Here is a 16951-nt window from a genome sequence, read left to right on the forward strand (position 1 = left end):
TGCACGCTGCAACTTCGCCACATTATTGTTCCGCTGGGGTCATCCTCGAACGTCATGAGCATCCGGTCCGCCCGCGTCCCGTCGTTGTTGCTGCTCGTCGCCTCCCTGGCGGCGGCCGGCGGCGCCTGGGCGCAGCAAGACGACGGCGGCCGCCCCTGGCGCGGCCACGAGCGCCGCGAGGACCGCAGTTCGCTGTCCAACTCGGTCCGCCGGTTCGAGCGCGAAAGCGGCGGCGGCCAGGTGCTCAGCGCCGAACGCATCCCTTTCGACGGTCGCGACGTAAACCGGGTCAAGGTGGTGGACTCCACCGGCCGGGTCAAGATCTATATGGACGACCCGCAGCAGCGGGGGCGCCGCGACGACGACCGTCCTACACGCCGCGAAGACAACGACAACGACTAACCTTCGCACCGACAGTCCACAAAACGATCCTGTCGGGCTGCATATCATCAAGGGAGTGCCCATGCGAATTCTGCTGGTCGAAGACGAAGCGCCGTTGCGCGAGACCCTGGCCGCGCGCCTGAAGCGCGAGGGCTTCGCGGTCGATGCCGCGCAAGACGGCGAGGAAGGCCTGTACATGGGCCGCGAGGTGCCGTTCGACCTGGGAATCATCGATCTGGGCCTGCCGAAGATGTCCGGCATGGAACTGATCAAGGCCCTGCGCGACGAGGGCAAGAAATTCCCGGTGCTGATCCTCACCGCGCGCTCGAGCTGGCAGGACAAGGTCGAAGGCCTCAAGCAGGGCGCCGACGACTACCTGGTCAAGCCCTTCCACGTCGAAGAACTGCTCGCCCGCCTCAACGCGCTGGTCCGCCGCGCCGCCGGCTGGAGCAAGCCCACCCTGGAATGCGGCCCGGTGATGCTGGATCTGGCCGCGCAGACGGTCAGCGTCAACGGCGGCAACGTCGACCTGACCAGCTACGAATACAAGGTGCTGGAGTACCTGATGATGCACGCCGGCGAGCTGGTCTCGAAGGCCGACCTCACCGAGCACATCTACCAGCAGGACTTCGACCGCGACTCCAACGTGCTGGAAGTCTTCATCGGCCGTCTGCGCAAGAAGCTCGACCCGGACGGCGCGCTCAAGCCGATCGAGACCGTGCGCGGCCGCGGCTACCGTTTCGCCATCCCGCGCAGCGGCGACTGAGCTTCGGCCGTCGCCGCCGATGAGGTTTGACAGCGTTCGCGCGGCGGCGATCTACTAGGCCGTATCCGCCCGCGGCGAGCGTTTTCCAGGAGTTTCACCGATCCATGAGGCCCGCGCCTCCCACCGATGCGGGCCGGACGGCCCGCCCGACGCCATGAGCTGGGGACAGCCCCGGTCGTTGCGCGCGCGCCAGTTGCTGGCCGCCAGCCTCGGCCTGCTCGCGTTCCTGGCCCTGGCCGGCGTGGCGCTGGACCGCGCCTTCCTGGAAACCGCGGAAAACAACCTGCGCCAGCGCCTGACCAGTTACGCGCTGGCCTACGCCGCCGACACCGATTTCGGCCGCGGCGGCGAAATCATCCCGCCCTACGACCCGCCCGATCCGCGCTTCGACCGGCCCGGCAGCGGCTTGTACGCCGAAGTGATCCTGCCCAACGACCACTGGGACTCGGTATCGGCCCAGGGCCCGGTGCTGCCCGACGGCGGCATGCTCAAGCCGACGCAGGAAACCTTCGACGGCCCGCTGCCGCTGACCGAAATCAGCGGCCGCTCCGGCGAGGCCTACCGCTACGGCCGCGGCCTGATCTGGAGCGTGGACGGCGATTCCAAGTCCGAGTTCCAGTACACGATCTACATCCTCGAAGACACCAGCGCGCTGCGCCATCAGGTCGCGGTGTTCCGTCAGGCGCTGTGGCGTTATCTGGGCGGCGCCGGCGTGATCCTGCTGTTGCTGCAGGCCTTGATCATGCAATGGAGCCTGCGTCCGCTGAAGCGGGTGATCGAGGAACTCAAGCGCGTGCAGCGCGGCCTGGCCTCGCGCATGAGCGAGCGCCACCCGCGCGAGCTGGAGCCGCTGACCGAGAGCATCAACGCCTTCATCGAGAGCGAGCGCGAAAACCTCGACCGCCAGCGCAACACCCTGGCCGATCTGGCCCACAGCCTGAAAACCCCGCTGGCGGTGCTGCGCGCGCGCCTGGACGATCAGAACGGCCCGGTGCCGATCGATCCGGAATTGCGCGAAGACGTCGACATCCAGCTGCGGCGCATGAACGATCTGGTGTCCTACCAGCTCGCGCGCGCGGCTTCCGGCGGCCACGCCTTGTTCGCCGCGCCCGTGGCGATCGAGCCGCATGCGGAAGAGATCGTGCGCGGCCTGGAAAAGGTCTACGCGCCCAAGGGCATCCTGTGCGAATTCGACCTGGCCGACGGCGTGCAATTCCACGGCGAGCCGGGCGATCTGCAGGAACTGCTCGGCAACCTGCTGGAGAACGCGTTCAAGTGGGCGAACTCGCGGGTGCTGCTGACGGTGAAGCCCGGCGAAGTCGCGGCCAACCGCCGTCCGGGCCTGCTGCTGGCGGTGGACGACGACGGCCCCGGCATCGCCCCGGATAAAGTCGCCTCGATCCTCCAGCGCGGCGTGCGCGGCGACGAACGCGTGCAGGGCCACGGCATCGGTCTGGCGATCGTGCAGGACCTGGTGCGTGGTTACCGCGGCACTTTGGATGTCACCCCGTCGCAGGAACTGGGCGGCACGCGGTTCGAAGTGAAGTTGCCGCCGGGGTTGTGATCGACTCGGTGCGGCTGACGCTGTTTTTGTGGGAAGGGCGGCTCTTGTAGGAGGGGCGGCTCTTGTGGGAGGGGCTTCAGCCCCGATGCTTTTCTCTCAGCTCGCCATGAACTTTCCACAGGCCTGATCGAAAAGCATCGGGGCTGAAGCCCCTCCCACAAGAGCCTCCTCCCACAAGAGCCGCCCCTCCCACAAAATCCTTTCAAGCAAACGGCGACGGCCCGTAAAAGCGCTGCAGATGCCCGGCGACCGCCGGCATCTGCCCGCGCAGCGCCGCCGGATCGCTGAAGTGGTATTCGGTAACCACAGCAAAGAACTCTTCCGGCGCTTCAGCGGCATAGGGATCGATCAGCGTTTCGCGCCGGTCGTCCACCCGTTCGATGAAATCGTCGTAAGCGAGCTGGAAATCGCGCGCCCACTCGCGCTGCCACGGACGCGGCAACGGCGGCGTGCCGTCGAGCACGCCGTCCAGCACATCGAGCTTGTGCGCCATCTCGTGCGCGGCCACGCAGAAGCCCGCGCGCGGGTCTTCGCAGTCGGCCTGGACATCGGCCCAGGACAGGATCAGCGGCCCGGCGTCCCAGGATTCGCCGATCAATTCGTCCTGCCATTCGTGCAGAACCCCGGCCGCGTCGGTGTGGCTTCGATTGACCCGGAACGCATCGGGATAAACGATCAGCTGCGACCAGCCGCGCAAACCTTCTTCGCCGAATTCCAGCAGCGGCAGGCAGCACAGCATGGCCAGTTGCGCGCGCTGGGCCGGGCCCAGTTCCAGCTCGCCGATCGGGCTGATGGTCTTCTCGTGCAGGAACCGAGCGGTCAGCGCGCGCAGGCGTTCGCGGCGGGTTTCATCCAGCGCTCGCGCCCACGGCACGGCGGCGACGGCGTCGCGCCAGACGGTGTCGCCGACAGGTGCGGGAGGGCGCCGCAGACGGCGCAGGAACTCGAACAAGGGGATCTGCGAAGCGCGGTGGTGGAAACGGGCGAGCCGGTTGACTTAAGGCCGAATGATCAGCGGAACATGCCCGGCAGGAAATTGTGCCAGCGCGGCGACTGCAGGCGATTGCTGTTGTCGGAGTCGCTGTGCATGCTCGGCTTGGCCTTGGTGTCGCGCGCGGTCGCCGGAGCGGTGTTGCGGCCGGTGCTGCGTACCGCCGTGTCCTTGCGCGATGCGGCGCTGTCGGAGCAGGCGTCGTTGGGGCTGAGCTTGTTGACCTCGCGCGCGCTGACCTCGGTAATGGCCAGGCTGGCGAAAGCGAACAGCAGGCACAGGCAGATCCGTAACATGGCGGAATCCTTGGGGGTCGGCGCGGCCCGACAGGCCGTGAGCGATTGCCGACTATAACGCGAATTGCATACCGAATCCGGCGACTCGGCCGGGCCGGGCGTGCTGCGGCGCAGCAAGGGCCTGCTCAGGTTTGCGCCAGACTGCGGCCATGGCGATCGCCCGTCTTCCGCTGACCGCTCCGGCGCTGCGCCGGGCCCTGATCGCGGGCGCCCGGCGGGTCATCGCCGGCCGCGACACCCTCAATCGGATCAACGTTTTCCCGGTCGCCGACGGCGACACCGGCAACAACCTCGCACACACCCTGGGCAGCCTGCTGAACGGGGCGCTGAGCCGGCGCAGCCGGCATATCGGCGAACTGCTGCGGCGCATCGGCGACGACGCCATCGACGGCGCGCGCGGCAATTCCGGGGCGATCCTGGCGCAGTTCCTGTACGGGGTCGCCGAGCACGCGCGCACCCAGCCGGAACTGGACGCGACCACCCTGGCCGCCTCGGTGCGCCATGGCGCCGGCAACGCCCGCGCCGCGCTCGCGCACCCGGTCGAGGGCACCATCCTGAGCGTGATCAACGCCTTCGCCGACGCCCTGGACGAAGCCGCCCGGGCCAGCGCCGACGGCGATCCGCGTCCGGGCTTCGCGGCCGCGCTGGCGCGCGCCCGCATCGCCCTGGCCCGCACGCCCCAGCAGATGGCCTTGCTGCAGCGAGCCGGCGTGGTCGATGCCGGCGCGCAGGGCTTCGTCGATCTGCTCGAAGGCATCGCCGAATTCGTCGATGGCGGGCCGCGCACGCTGCGCATGCACGGCGCCGCCGGGGCCGCGAACGAAGCCTGCGCCGGCCATGCGCACGGCGCCGGCGATGCGCAGATTCCGATCCGGCACGACACGGTGGACCCGCACCGGCGCTGGTGCAGCGAATGCCTGCTGATCGGCACCGAACTGTCGCGCGAAGCCGTGCGCGACGCGCTGGAAGCGATCGGCGCCGACTCGCTGGTGCTGGCCGGCGGCAGCACGCGTCTGCGCGTGCACGGCCACGTCGCCTCGCCGCAGGCTTTGTTCGATGTCTGCGCCGGCCACGGCGCGGTTGAAGGCATGAAGGCCGACGACATGCTGGCGCAGCAACGCAGCGTGGAACGGGTGCAGCGGGTGGCGGTGGTCACCGACAGCGCCGCCGACCTGCCGGAGGAACTGGCCGAACGCTACGGCCTGCACACCGTGCCGGTGCGGGTGTCGGTGGACGGTCGCGATTACCTGGACAAGGTCGGCCTGGCCACCGCCGAGTTCTACCGTCGCATGGCCGCCGGCGCGGCCCGGCCGCAGGCCGAGCAGCCGCGCACCAGCCAGCCGCCGCCCGGCGATTTCCGCCGGGTCTTCGAATTCCTCCTGGGCCATCGCGCCCAGGTGCTGTACGTGGGCCTGTCGCGCGCGGTCTCGGGCACCTTGCAGTCGGGCGAGCAGGCCGCCGGACGCGCCGACGGCAGCGGGCGGGTGCAGGTGTTCGACACCTTCAACGCCGCCGGCGGGCAGGCCTTGCTGGCCTGGCGCGCGGCCGAGCTGGCGGCGGACGGGATCGAGCTGGCGGCGATCGTCGCCGAGCTCGAACGCCTGCGTCCGCTGACCGCCACCTGGGCGATGGCGCGCGACATCTCGCATGCCGTGCGCGGCGGCCGCATTCCGCCCTGGGCCGGGCCGGTGGTGCGCTTCACCGGCTTGACCCCGATCGCCAAGGTCAGGCCCGATGGGCGTCTCGGCGTCAGCGGCGGGCTGTTCGCCAAGGCCGGCGCGCCAGAGGCGTTCGCCCGCTACATCGCCAAACGCAGCCCGCGCGGGCTGCGGTGGCGCGCGATCGTCGGCCATTGCGATGCGCGCATGGACGGCGAGCGCCTGCTCGAAGCGCTGCGCCGGCGGCTGGACCTGGAGCAGGCCTGGGTGGTCGAGACCGGGCCGGCGCTGGGCGCGCATGCCGGGCGCGGCGCCTTGCTGGTGTCGTTACAGCCGGTGGCGGACTCGGCGGCATAAGCGGGCGATCGCAGTTCTTCGATGGCGGGGTGGCGCGAGTCGGGGCTGAAGCCCCTCCCACAAAAGACCTCGCTGCCTCGGCGCTAGTCCCTCCCAGAAAGACCTCGTCGCATCGGTGCTGGCCCTTCCCACAAAAGCCCTCGTTGCATCGGCGTTTCTTGTGGGAGGGGCTTCAGCCCCGACTCGCGCCGCTCGCACCCGCCGCGAAACCACGATCGCGATCGGTGCTGGCCCCTGCCATAACAGACCTCGCCGCATCGGTGTTGGCCCCTCTCACAAAAAGCCATCGCCGCATCGGCGTTTCTTGTGGGAGGGGCTTCAGCCCCGACTCGCGTCGCTCGCAACCCGCCGCGGAACCGCGATCGCGACGTGCAATAGCCGTCCGCGCAATGCCCGGTCCCGCCGGCGCGACGCTGCAAACCCGGCGCCGTCCCGCATAATCCGCGCATGCCGTTCGCCGCTCTCACACCGCCGTTGTCCGCCGCCACCGCCGTGGCGCCGCTGTCGGTGCTGTTGCTGGTGGCCGCTTACTTGATCGGTTCGCTGTCGGGCAGCCTGCTGCTCGGCAAGTTGCGCGGCGTGGACATCCGCCAGCACGGCAGCGGCAACGCCGGCGGCACCAACGCGTTTCGCACCCAAGGGCTGCGCTTCGCCCTCGGCGTGGTCGCGATCGATATCGGCAAGGGCGCGCTCGCGACCTGGCTGGCGCTGCGCTTCGCGCCGGTCGCGGCGAATTGGTCGGTGACTTCGCACGGCTATCTGGCCGCGTTCGCCGCGGCGCTCGGTCACGTCTGGCCGATCTGGCACGGTTTTCGCGGCGGCAAGGGCGCGGCGACCCTGGTCGGCGGGCTGGCGGTGCTGTGGCCGTTCGCGCTGCCGGTGCTGGTGGCGATCTGGGCGCTGGTGCTCGTGGCCAGCGGGTACGTCGGGCTGGCCACGGTGATCGCGGCGCTGAGCCTGCCGCTGCTGGCCTGGATCACCGATGCCGGCATGCCGCGCCTGTGGTTTTCGCTCGCGGCCGCGGCGCTGATCGTGTTCACCCATCGCGGCAATCTGGCGCGGTTGCGCGCCGGCACCGAATCGCGCTTCGCCCGGGCGCGCCTGCTGCAGCGTTGGCGCCGGAGCTGATGGACGATCGCGCACTGCTGCAACGCCTGATCGCAGGTCCGGCCACCGGCGACGCCTTGGCCAGCGCGGCCGGGCAGACCCGCGCCGCGGTTTGGAAGCGGATCGAGGCCCTGCGCGACGCCGGCGTGGCGATCGAGGCCAAGCCCGGCCGCGGCTACGCGCTGTCGCAGCCGCTGGATCTGCTCGACGCCGAGGCGATCGCCTCGGCCCTGGACGCCGGTGCGCGTGAACGCTTGGCCGAACTCGACGTCGCCTGGAGCATCGATTCGACCAACAGCGAGCTGCTGCGCCGGGCCACGCCCGCGCAGGGCGCGGCGGTGCTGCTGGCCGAACGCCAGACCGGCGGCCGCGGACGGCGCGGGCGGGTCTGGGCCTCGCCGCTGGCGGCGCATGTCTATCTGTCGCTGGTGCGTTCCTTCGGCGGTGGTCTGGCCCGGCTGGGCGGATTGAGCCTGGTCGCCGGCATCGCCGCGGTCCAGGCCCTGCACGGCCTGGGTTTCGATGCGGTGCGGCTGAAGTGGCCGAACGATCTGGTCGTGCTCGACCGCGCCGGCCTGCGCAAGCTCGGCGGCCTGTTGATCGAAGGCGGCGGCGAATACGCCGGCCCGGCGCGCGCGGTGATCGGCCTGGGCCTCAACGTGCGCATGCCGGCCGCCGCGGCCGCGCAGATCGATCAGCCCTGGTGCGATCTGGCGAGCTTGGCGGACCCGCGCGCGCTGTCGCGCAACGCGGTCGCCGCGGCGTTGCTGGATGCGCTGCTGCCGGCGCTGGATGAATTCGACGGCGCCGGCCTGGCGCCTTTCATCGAACGCTACGCGGCCTTCGACGCATTGGCCGGGCAGGCGGTGAGCGTGCACGGCGCCGACGCCGAGCACCAAGGCCACGCGGTCGGACTGGCCGACGACGGCGCCTTGCGCGTGCGCCTGCCTTCCGGCGAAGAACGCCGCTTCCATGCCGGCGAAGTCAGCGTGCGCCGCACCGGCGAGGACGCGCGATGAACGCGTGGTTGTTCGACCTGGGCAATACCCGGCTCAAGTGCGCGCCGCTGCGCGCCGACGGCCGCCCCGGCCCGGCGCTGGCCTTGCCGCATCGCGAAGAAGACATCGCCGCGGCGTTGGCGCAGGCGCTGCCGCGCGAACGCATCGACGTGGCTTATCTGGCCAGCGTCGCCCATCCGGCCCAGCGCATGGCCGTGCTGCAGGCGCTGAGCGAGCGCTGCGCGCGGATCTCGATCGCGCGCACGCAAACGCGCTTCGCGCTGCCCGGTTTCGGCGAAGTGCGCATCGCCTATGCCGAGCCGCGCAAGTTGGGCGTCGACCGGTTTCTCGCCTTGCTCGGCGCGCATGCGCAAGGGCAGGGCGCGGCGCTGATCTGCGGTGTCGGTACCGCGCTGACCATCGACCTGATCGACGCCCGCGGCCAGCACCACGGCGGCCTGATCGCGCCGTCGCCGACGCTGATGCGCGAAGCGCTGCACGCGCGCGCGCCGCAATTGCCCGAACTCGGCGGCGAGCGCATGGCCTTCGCCGCCGACACCGAGGACGCGCTGGCCTCGGGCTGCGACGGCGCCGCCCTGGCCTTGATCGAGCGCAGCCTGCTGGCGGGCAAGTTGAAACTCGGCGCGGTGCCGCGCCTGTTGCTGCACGGCGGCGGCAGCGACGCGCTCGCCGCCGCGCTGCCCACGCCGATCGCTTCGCCGACGCTGGTGCTGGAAGGCCTCGCGATCTGGGCCGGCGTCGAAACTCCGCGCTGAATCGTCAGGCTAGAATCCGCACATGCTTGTCCGCGCCCTCATCGTCTTGCTGCTTGCGCTCAACATCGGCGTCGCCGCGTGGTGGATCGCGCGTCCCGCGCCGCCGCCGCCGGCCGAAGAAAAACTGCCGATGGGCGTGGCGCGTCTGCAGATCGTCGGCGAAGACCGGCTCATCGAGCGCTCGGCGACGGCCGCGCCGGCGAGTCCGGCCGCGTCAGCGACGCAGAGCGCCGCCGCCCCGCCGGTCGCCAACACTCCCGCGCACAGCGCGCCGGCCCCGGGCGCGACGGCCACGCCGACACCCGAGGCAGTAAAACCGGCAGCGCCGGTCACGCCGCCCGCCGCGGTCACCGCCGCGGCTGCGCCGCCGACCTCGCCGTTGCCCGCGCCTGAACCCGCGGCCAAGGCGCAATGCTTCAGCGTCGGCCCCTTCGCCGATGCCGCCGCGGCCGATGCGGCGCGGGCGAAACTGCAGCCGCTGGCACAAAAAATGGCCAGCCGCAGCGAAGGCGCCAGCCCCAAGAGTTCGCGCGGCTGGCGCGTGTATCTGCCGACCGCCAACGCCGAAGCCGCGCAGGCCACCGCGCAACGCATCCGCGCGGCCGGCTTCAACGATCTGTTCGTGATGAGCGGCGCGGAAGCCAACGCCATCGCCCTGGGGCGTTTCCGCAGCGAGGAATCGGCGCGCAAACGCGGCAACGAACTGAGCGCCGCCGGTTTCGCCGTGCGCGTGGAAGCGCTGGGCGAAAGCGCGAGCGGCGCCACCTGGATCGACGTCGCCACCACCACCGCCAACGGCGATACCTTGCGCCGCGCCGCCGGCGCCTCGCGCTGGCGCGGCCGTTCCTGCGCCGGATTGGGCTGACCGGAGCGTTCGAGGTCGCGTCGCGCTGTCGCGATGAGACCCGGGCGCGATAGAATGCGCCGGCGCCACCGATCCACCGCGTGGCCGCGATACGTACCTTGCCGCTTTAGCTCAGTTGGTAGAGCACTCGCCTTGTAAGCGAGCGGTCGTCCGTTCGATTCGGACAAGCGGCACCACGCAGATCCGGGCGGTCCTGGCCCGATGGGGCGATCCCGGTATGCGATCGCCTATTTGCAATCTTCGGCTTCGATCAACCTTCCCCGTGCTTCGCCAAGCACTGGCCTGATCGCCACGTCCGCGTTTGCGCTTCTTGCCGCACGCCGCAGACCGCGACATCTTCACGCGCCGACCAGGCAGTCGCTCCACGATCTCAACATCGATGGGGCCGGCTTGACGCAATTCAGGAGTACGTACGCGTCCTCGCCGTTGTCCGTGATCGGATCGCCGAGAACGTGAAGACGGTTGCTGCGCGTCGGCGCACAACCGGCGGTAGATCCCCGGTGTAGGCCAGCCTCGGGCTTAGGCACTAGAATGGCCGCATCGTCGGCGGCCGCAGCGCAATGCGCGGCCCTGTTGCGGCGATCGCGCGATGCCGCGGGCATCCGCCGCGTTCACCTATCGATGCCGCGCGCTCATCCGTCAGCCAGCGCGGCCAGAGGAATTCTTATGAATCGTACGTATCCCCGGGTTTCGCTGATCGGCGCCCCCACCGATGTCGGCGCCGGCCATCGCGGCGCGCGCCTGGGACCGGAAGCGCTGCGCATCGCCGGCCTCGGCGAGGCCCTGGCCGCGCGCGGCGTCGATGTGCTCGATCGCGGCAATCTGGACGGCCCGCGCAATCCCTGGCAGAGGCCGGTCGACGGCTATCGCCATCTGCCCGAAGTGGTGGCCTGGAATCGCCTGGTCATGGACGCGGTCGGCGCGGAACTGCGCGAAGGGCGCATGCCGATCTTGCTCGGCGGCGATCACTGCCTGGGCCTGGGATCGATCACCGCGATCGCGCGCCACTGCCGCGAAACCGGCAAGCAGCTGCGCGTGCTGTGGCTCGACGCGCATGCCGACTTCAACACCAGCCAGGTCACGCCCTCGGGCAACATCCACGGCATGCCGGTGTCGTGCCTGTGCGGCATCGGTCCGGAAGCGCTGACCACGCTCGGCGGCCCGGCGCCGGCGATGCGCGCCGAAGACATCCGCCAGATCGGCATCCGCTCGGTCGATCCGGGCGAGAAGCAGTTGATCAAGCAGTACGGCCTGGACGTCTACGACATGCGCTACATCGACGAGATCGGCATGAAGCGGGTGATGGAGGAAGCGCTGGAAGGCGTGGACGACAACACCCATCTGCACGTCAGCTTCGACGTGGACTTCCTCGATCCGAGCATCGCTCCGGGCGTGGGCACCACTGTGCCGGGCGGGCCGAATTATCGCGAAGCGCAGTTGGTGATGGAGATGATCGCCGACAACGGACGCCTGGCATCGCTGGACATCGTCGAACTCAATCCGATCCTCGACAAGCGCAACCGCACCGCGAAGCTGTCGGTGGATCTGGTCGAAAGCCTGTTCGGAAAATCGACGTTGATGCGCGATTGAAAACGCCGTGCGTGGATAGCTTGGCGGCGATGAATCGCGGCTGACGCCAATCCCAGGGATCGCTGCGCAAGCCTTTGTTTTGTTGGGTCTCCGACGTGCGCTGCACGCAGGCTTCACATCCGCTCGCGTTTGATCGGTGCCCAGGACGCGACGAATGGCGCGGCCCATCCGGTACCCGCAACCGACCTAAGGAGTTCCCATGAAGCGTTTGACTGCCCTGTTGCTGCTCGCCCTGTTCTCGATCGGCACCCTGACCGCCTGCAACACCGTGGCCGGCGCCGGCAAGGACGTGAAGAAGGCCGGTGAAAAGGTCGAGCAGAAGGCCGAAGACGTACGCGACGGCAAGTAAGCCGCAACGATTTCGCTGCAAGGAAAGGCCGGAGCGATCCGGCCTTTTCTTTTGCCTGAAGTTTTCGCGCGACCGCGCGCGATGCGATCGCGCGCACAGCCCAAGCTGAAGAATTCAAAGTGTTCATCGACATCAAGCCGCGGCTAACGCAATCGTGACCGGATTCGAATGGGAGTGCTGCGACACTGGCATCGCGATATCGGCAAGCAGCAAGCCGGGTACGTGCGGGCGGGTTTCGATCCTTGCCCTCACGAATCTTGCGAGTGAGCGCCTGCATCGGCGCATCTTGCGAAATCCGCATCCCCCAACGAAGGAGTTCTTACGATGAACAAAGACATCATTGCCGGCAAGTGGACCCAGCTCAAGGGCCAGGCCAAGGCCAAGTGGGGCGATCTGACCGACGACGTGTTCGATGTCGCCGAGGGCAATTCCGAATACCTCGCCGGTAAATTGCAGGAACGCTACGGTTGGGAACGCGACCGCGCCGAGAAGGAAGTGCGCGACTTCAGCAAGACCTTGAACTGAACGCGGTGACCGAGGCCCCGGCCGCGGTGCAGCCCGCGGCCGGGTGAATCGGGCGAGATCGCCGCGCGGCGTGTGGACCGCCGCGCTGGCGAGTTACGAGGAACAAGTACGAGGAGAAACGGGCCGGATTCGCATCCGGCCCGTTTTTTCTGCGCCTGCGATTGTCGTGGCTTACCAACCGCGCGACGGCGGATCGGCGACGAAGCCGTTCGGGAACGCGCGCGGCTCGACGTTGCGCGAGTAATACGGATCGCGATAACGCGGCACCACGCCGCGCGCGACCAGGTTGGCGTAGTCGTCGTAACGCAACTGGATCACCTGCGCCGGCGAACGCGACGCGCGGACGAACTGGGTCTGCGACACCGGCGACCATTCGCGCGCACCGTGGCCGGTGCCGATCGATTGCGCGGCGGCGCTGTCGGCGGTCATGTTCTGTTCGCGCGCGGCGCCGGCCGGCGCGGGCGCGGCATTGCCGGCGCGGCGTTCGGCCTTGGCCGACGAGGCGTCGCTCTCGCGCTCGCCGCGGGCGTAGGGAGGGTACGGATAGGGCGAGGGATACGGGCGCGGTTGCTCGTACACCGGGCGGTAGATCTGGCGCTCCTGGAACACCGCCACGCCGATCACGCCGACGTTGTCCGGCCGGCCGGTGCGCGCGGCGTAGCTGTCGGGCAGGTCAGTGAATACGAACTGGGCGACATCGTCCATCGACTTGCGCCAGCCGTTGATCTCGGTCGATTGCCAGGCTTCGAGCACGTAACCGGCCTGCGACGGGCTGGCGGTCTGGCCGCTGACGGCGTTGACGCCGTCCACCGACAGCACCACCAGCACGCGCCGGTCGCTGCTGTTGGTCAGGCGCACCGAATAGCGGTGACCGGGCGTGCCGGCGATCCACTGCTGGCCGCGGTGCGACCAGTTCTGCAGCCAGTCGCCGTTGTCGCGGTCGATCACCGCGACATCGACCAGGGGGCGGGCGTAGCTCGGGGTGCAGGCGCCGGCGGTCAGCACGGCGCCGGCGAGCAGGACTAGCGAGCGGAACATGGCGTGATCTCCTTGGGGTTCGAGTCTGCAAACGCCGGGTCGCGGGCGGTGGGGTTAAGCGCCCGCGGGCCGGGTTTGCCGGCCGGCGGGCCCCGCCGACCGCGCGCACCTGCCGCCGCCCCGGTCGCCTGCGCCGGCGCGGGCTTTCCCATTAAACTGGCCGATCACGCTCCACCAGCGATCCCCATGACCCAGACCCGCGTTCTCACCGGCATCACCACCTCCGGCACTCCGCACCTCGGCAACTACGTCGGCGCGATCCGCCCGGCCATCGCCGCCAGCCGGACCCCGCAGGTGGAGAGCTATTACTTCCTGGCCGATCTGCACGCGCTGATCAAGGTGCAAGAACCCGAGCGCGTGCAGCGCTCGACCCTGGAAATCGCCGCGGCATGGCTGGCCTGCGGCCTGGACCCGGCCACGGTGTGGTTCTACCGGCAGAGCGAAATCGTCGAGATTCCCGAACTGGCCTGGTTCCTGACCTGCGTCGCCGGCAAGGGCATCCTCAACCGCGCGCACGCCTACAAGGCCGCGGTCGACAAGAACCGGGACGAGGGCGAAGACGACGACGCCGGCATCAACGCGGGCCTTTTCATGTATCCGGTGCTGATGTCGGCCGACATCCTGGTGTTCAACGCGCACAAGGTGCCGGTCGGCCGCGACCAGATCCAGCACATCGAGATGGCGCGCGATTTCGCCCAGCGCTTCAATCATCTGTACGGCGAGCATTTCGTCCTGCCCGAGGCCCTGATCGAAGAAAACGTGGCGACCTTGCCCGGCCTGGACGGCCGCAAGATGAGCAAGAGCTACGACAACACGATCCCGCTGTTCGCGCCGCGCGATCAGCTCAAGAAGCTGATCTATTCGATCGTTACCGATTCGCGCTTGCCGGGCGAGCCGAAGGACACCGAAGGCTCGGCCTTGTTCCAGATTTATCAGGCCTTCGCCAGCGAGGAAGAAACGCAGGCGATGCGCCGCGCTTTCGCCGACGGCATCGCCTGGGGCGAAGCCAAGCAGGCCTTGTTCGAGCGCATCGACGCGGAGATTACGCCGCTGCGCGAGAAGTACGAAAACCTGATGGCGCGCCCGCAGGACATCGAAGCGATCCTGATCGACGGCGCGCGCCGCGTGCGCGAGCGCTACGGCGTAGGGATGATGAAGCGTCTGCGCGAAGCGGTGGGCCTGCGCGATCTTTCGCAGACCGCGGTGCCAGCGGGCGAGGCCAAGGCCGATGCGAAGACTGCGTCGCTGCCGGCGTTCAAGCAGTACCGCGAAGCCGACGGCCAGTTCTATTTCAAGCTGGCCGATGGCGAGCAAGTGCTGCTGCAAAGTCGCGGCTTCGCCGCGCCCAAGGAGATCGGGCAGCTGATCGGCGCGGCCAAGGCCGGGCGCCTGGAGCTGGCGCAGTTGCTGGCGGCGGCCGAACCGGTCGATGCCGCGCGGCAGGCGCGGATCGCGGCGGCGGTGGCGGCGATCGCCCAAGCCGAAGCCGATGCGCGCGCGGCCAAGGACGGCGCGGCGCGGGAGTCGGCCGATTCGTGAGCCGCTTCGTCGAACTCAACCTGGCGTTGATCCTGTTTCTGCCGTGGTTCGCGATCCTCGGCGCCTTGTTCTGGCTGTATCCGCGCAAGCCGCGGACACCGGCGCGGCAGTTGTTCGATGCGGTGTCGCTGGCGGTGTCGGTATGCGCCTTCGTGCTGGCCGTGCATTGGGCGCATATGAATGCCGGGCACGGGCATGGCGCGATGTGGCCGCAGATACTGGCCACGTCCTTGGGCTATGGCGTGTTTCTCGCGGTGCTGGCGTTGGCCTTCGCGCTGCGTTGGCGCTGGTTGCGCGGAGTGAAAGACTACCGCGAGTAGCATCGAGGTCTTTTGTAGGAGGGGCTTCAGCCCCGATGCTCTTCGCTCAGATCACCTGGGCCGTCATCGCGATCTGAGCCAAAAGCATCGGGGCTGAAGCCCCTCCCACAAAAGATCGTTCCGACCAAAGCCGCATCGCCGCCATGACCTGCGAGGGCATAGACTCGGGCTCAGTCACCGCCGATGCTTTCGCCATGACCTCCATCCGCGAACTTGCGCCGCACGATTCCGCCGAGCATGGCATCGTCACCATCGACACCGGTTTCCACCGGCCGGTATTCGATGCCGCCTACCTGGTGATCGAAAACGGTCGCGCGGCCTTCATCGATTGCGGCACCCAGCATTCGATTCCGGCCTTGCTCGACGCGCTGGCGCGGCATGGCCTGACCCCGGCCGAAGTCGATTGGCTGATCCTGACCCACGTGCACCTGGACCACGCCGGCGGTGCCGGCGCGCTGATGCAGCGTCTGCCCAACGCGCGCCTGGTCGTGCATCCGCGCGGCGCGGCGCACATGATCGATCCCTCGCGCCTGGTCGCCGGCGCCACCGCGGTTTACGGCGCGGAGGAAATGGCGCGCAGTTACGGCGAGATCGTGCCGGTACCGGCGCCGCGCGTAGTCGTCGCCGAAGACGGTCACGTCGTCGATCTCGCCGGCCGCGCGTTGCTGTGCGTGGATACGCCCGGCCATGCGCGCCATCACCTGTGCGTGTGGGACGAGCGCAGCCGCGGCTGGTTCACCGGCGACACCTTCGGCTTGTCGTACCGCGAATTCGATTCCGCGCACGGACCTTTCATCGTGCCGACCTCATCGCCGGTGCAGTTCGAGCCCGAACCGCTGAAAGCTTCGATCCGCACCTTGCTCGCGCGCGATCCGGACTGGATGTACATAACCCACTACGGCCGCATCGGCGACACGCAACGGCTGGGCGCGGACTTGATCGAACAGATCGACGCGATGGTGCGGATGGCGCGCGAAGCGCAGTCAGCCGGCGACGGTCTGCATGCGCGCCTGACCGAGTCACTGGCGGACTACTTCGTCGAGCGTGCGCAGGCGCATGCCAGCCCGATCAGCGACGAACAGACGCGCGCGGTGCTGGCGGTGGATGTCGAGCTTAATGCGCAGGGGTTGGCGATCTGGTTGGCGCGAGCCGGTTGAGGGCGCGGCGCGATGCCGCCGCCGCGTCGAGGGCGCGGGCTCATTCCCAGACGTTGGGCGGCGTTCCGAGTTCGGGATGCTTCATGCGGACGATGCAGAAGCGGTGGCCGGTCGGCGCTTCCATCACCCACCAGCGCTTGATGAACTTGATCCGCTTGGCGCCGAGTTTTTCCAGGCGCTCGGCTTCGGCGTCGAGGTCGTCGCTTTCGATGTCCAGGTGCACGCGCGAGGGGTGATCGACCTTCTGCACTTCCACGTGCAGTTCGCCGGCGGCATTGGCGAGTTCGGCGTACTGCGCGCCTTCGTCGTCGTAGGTATCGACGCGGGCCAGGCCCAGGGCGCCGCTCCAGAAATCAGCGGCGGTGTCGATATCGCCGGTTTCGCAATCGATGATGAAGCCGGCCAGACGGCTGCGATGGGCCATGTCGTTGCTCCTGCATGGGGTGGGGTAAGAGTGCCGGGGTGGCGGTGTGGATGGAAGTGCCGTGGGCGCTGCTATAGCTGTTGCTGTGCTGTGCTGTGCTGTGCGGTTGCCGTTGCCGTTGCCGTTGCCGAGATTTTGCTTCGGCTTCGCTTTGCTGTGTGTTTCGGCTTTGCTATTGCCTGGCGCCGCTTGTAACTCGCGAGACCAGGGACACCCGAAGGGCGGCGCACATGGACGTGCGCCGGGTCCC

At 68.9% G+C, this 16951-nt stretch carries 18 protein-coding genes and 1 tRNA gene; 15 read left to right on the plus strand and 4 right to left on the minus strand.

The features are described from left to right. Positions 1–54 precede the first annotated feature (54 nt). From J7J50_RS24935 to J7J50_RS20635, 3 genes are all read left to right on the plus strand, one after another. Positions 55–402 carry a hypothetical protein gene (locus J7J50_RS24935; protein WP_251044061.1) on the plus strand — a complete coding sequence of 116 codons (348 nt, stop codon included), beginning with the start codon at positions 55–57 and terminating at the stop codon, positions 400–402. A gap of 61 nt (positions 403–463) precedes the next feature. Then, on the plus strand, positions 464–1147 hold the full coding sequence (locus tag J7J50_RS20630; protein WP_031372686.1) for a response regulator transcription factor: 684 nt from the start codon (positions 464–466) through the stop codon (positions 1145–1147). 154 nt (positions 1148–1301) lie between these two features. Continuing rightward, positions 1302–2711, plus strand: coding sequence for a sensor histidine kinase (locus J7J50_RS20635; protein WP_215057056.1), 1410 nt, complete (start codon positions 1302–1304; stop codon positions 2709–2711). A gap of 202 nt (positions 2712–2913) precedes the next feature. On the opposite strand, the gene J7J50_RS20640 is transcribed toward J7J50_RS20635, so the two are convergent. Further along, positions 2914–3669: a M90 family metallopeptidase gene (locus tag J7J50_RS20640; RefSeq protein WP_215057205.1), complete on the minus strand. Its 756-nt coding sequence runs from the start codon at positions 3667–3669 to the stop codon at positions 2914–2916. 53 nt (positions 3670–3722) lie between these two features. After that, positions 3723–3998 (minus strand): hypothetical protein, encoded by a 276-nt coding sequence (locus J7J50_RS20645; RefSeq protein WP_215057055.1) that lies wholly within the window; start codon positions 3996–3998, stop codon positions 3723–3725. A gap of 149 nt (positions 3999–4147) precedes the next feature. Between J7J50_RS20645 and J7J50_RS20650 the strand changes: the two genes are divergently transcribed. From J7J50_RS20650 to J7J50_RS20690, 9 genes are all read left to right on the plus strand, one after another. Then, entirely contained in the window at positions 4148–6013 is a 1866-nt protein-coding gene (locus tag J7J50_RS20650) for a DegV family protein (protein ID WP_215057054.1), read from the plus strand. 447 nt (positions 6014–6460) lie between these two features. Then, entirely contained in the window at positions 6461–7141 is a 681-nt protein-coding gene (plsY, locus tag J7J50_RS20655; protein WP_215057053.1) for a glycerol-3-phosphate 1-O-acyltransferase PlsY, read from the plus strand. After that, a complete protein-coding gene (gene birA / locus J7J50_RS20660) occupies positions 7141–8139 on the plus strand; it encodes a bifunctional biotin--[acetyl-CoA-carboxylase] ligase/biotin operon repressor BirA (RefSeq protein WP_215057052.1) in 999 nt (332 codons plus the stop codon). The genes plsY and birA overlap by 1 nt, the downstream gene beginning before the upstream one ends. Further along, a complete protein-coding gene (locus J7J50_RS20665; RefSeq protein ID WP_215057051.1) occupies positions 8136–8894 on the plus strand; it encodes a type III pantothenate kinase in 759 nt (252 codons plus the stop codon). The genes birA and J7J50_RS20665 overlap by 4 nt, the downstream gene beginning before the upstream one ends. Before the next feature lie 22 nt (positions 8895–8916). After that, positions 8917–9759: an SPOR domain-containing protein gene (locus tag J7J50_RS20670; RefSeq protein ID WP_215057050.1), complete on the plus strand. Its 843-nt coding sequence runs from the start codon at positions 8917–8919 to the stop codon at positions 9757–9759. A 100-nt stretch (positions 9760–9859) separates the two neighbouring features. Continuing rightward, positions 9860–9935 (plus strand) — tRNA-Thr (locus J7J50_RS20675). 490 nt (positions 9936–10425) lie between these two features. Beyond that, on the plus strand, positions 10426–11349 hold the full coding sequence (gene rocF / locus J7J50_RS20680) for an arginase (protein WP_215057049.1): 924 nt from the start codon (positions 10426–10428) through the stop codon (positions 11347–11349). A gap of 199 nt (positions 11350–11548) precedes the next feature. Continuing rightward, positions 11549–11698, plus strand: coding sequence for an entericidin A/B family lipoprotein (locus tag J7J50_RS20685; protein ID WP_215057048.1), 150 nt, complete (start codon positions 11549–11551; stop codon positions 11696–11698). A gap of 324 nt (positions 11699–12022) precedes the next feature. Further along, positions 12023–12223, plus strand: a complete 201-nt coding sequence (locus J7J50_RS20690) for a CsbD family protein (RefSeq protein ID WP_215057047.1) — start codon at positions 12023–12025, stop codon at positions 12221–12223. A gap of 171 nt (positions 12224–12394) precedes the next feature. Here J7J50_RS20690 and J7J50_RS20695 read toward each other — a convergent pair whose 3' ends face one another. After that, on the minus strand, positions 12395–13261 hold the full coding sequence (locus tag J7J50_RS20695; RefSeq protein WP_215057046.1) for a hypothetical protein: 867 nt from the start codon (positions 13259–13261) through the stop codon (positions 12395–12397). Between the two features lie 186 nt (positions 13262–13447). On the opposite strand from J7J50_RS20695, the gene J7J50_RS20700 reads away from it, so the two are divergent. The 3 genes from J7J50_RS20700 (at position 13448) to J7J50_RS20710 (ending at position 16277) form a co-directional block, all read left to right on the plus strand. Next, the gene (locus J7J50_RS20700) at positions 13448–14800 is read left to right on the plus strand and encodes a tryptophan--tRNA ligase (protein WP_215057045.1); all 1353 of its coding nucleotides are present in this window, start codon (positions 13448–13450) and stop codon (positions 14798–14800) included. After that, entirely contained in the window at positions 14797–15120 is a 324-nt protein-coding gene (locus tag J7J50_RS20705; RefSeq protein WP_343222555.1) for a hypothetical protein, read from the plus strand. The genes J7J50_RS20700 and J7J50_RS20705 overlap by 4 nt, the downstream gene beginning before the upstream one ends. Positions 15121–15314: 194 nt before the next feature. After that, positions 15315–16277: an MBL fold metallo-hydrolase gene (locus tag J7J50_RS20710; RefSeq protein ID WP_215057044.1), complete on the plus strand. Its 963-nt coding sequence runs from the start codon at positions 15315–15317 to the stop codon at positions 16275–16277. A 40-nt stretch (positions 16278–16317) separates the two neighbouring features. On the opposite strand, the gene J7J50_RS20715 is transcribed toward J7J50_RS20710, so the two are convergent. Further along, positions 16318–16701, minus strand: coding sequence for a VOC family protein (locus tag J7J50_RS20715; protein WP_215057043.1), 384 nt, complete (start codon positions 16699–16701; stop codon positions 16318–16320). Positions 16702–16951: the final 250 nt, after the last annotated feature.

This window comes from Lysobacter sp. ISL-50 (assembly GCF_018612875.1).
In the GTDB taxonomy this organism is placed as follows: Bacteria; Pseudomonadota; Gammaproteobacteria; order Xanthomonadales; family Xanthomonadaceae; genus Lysobacter.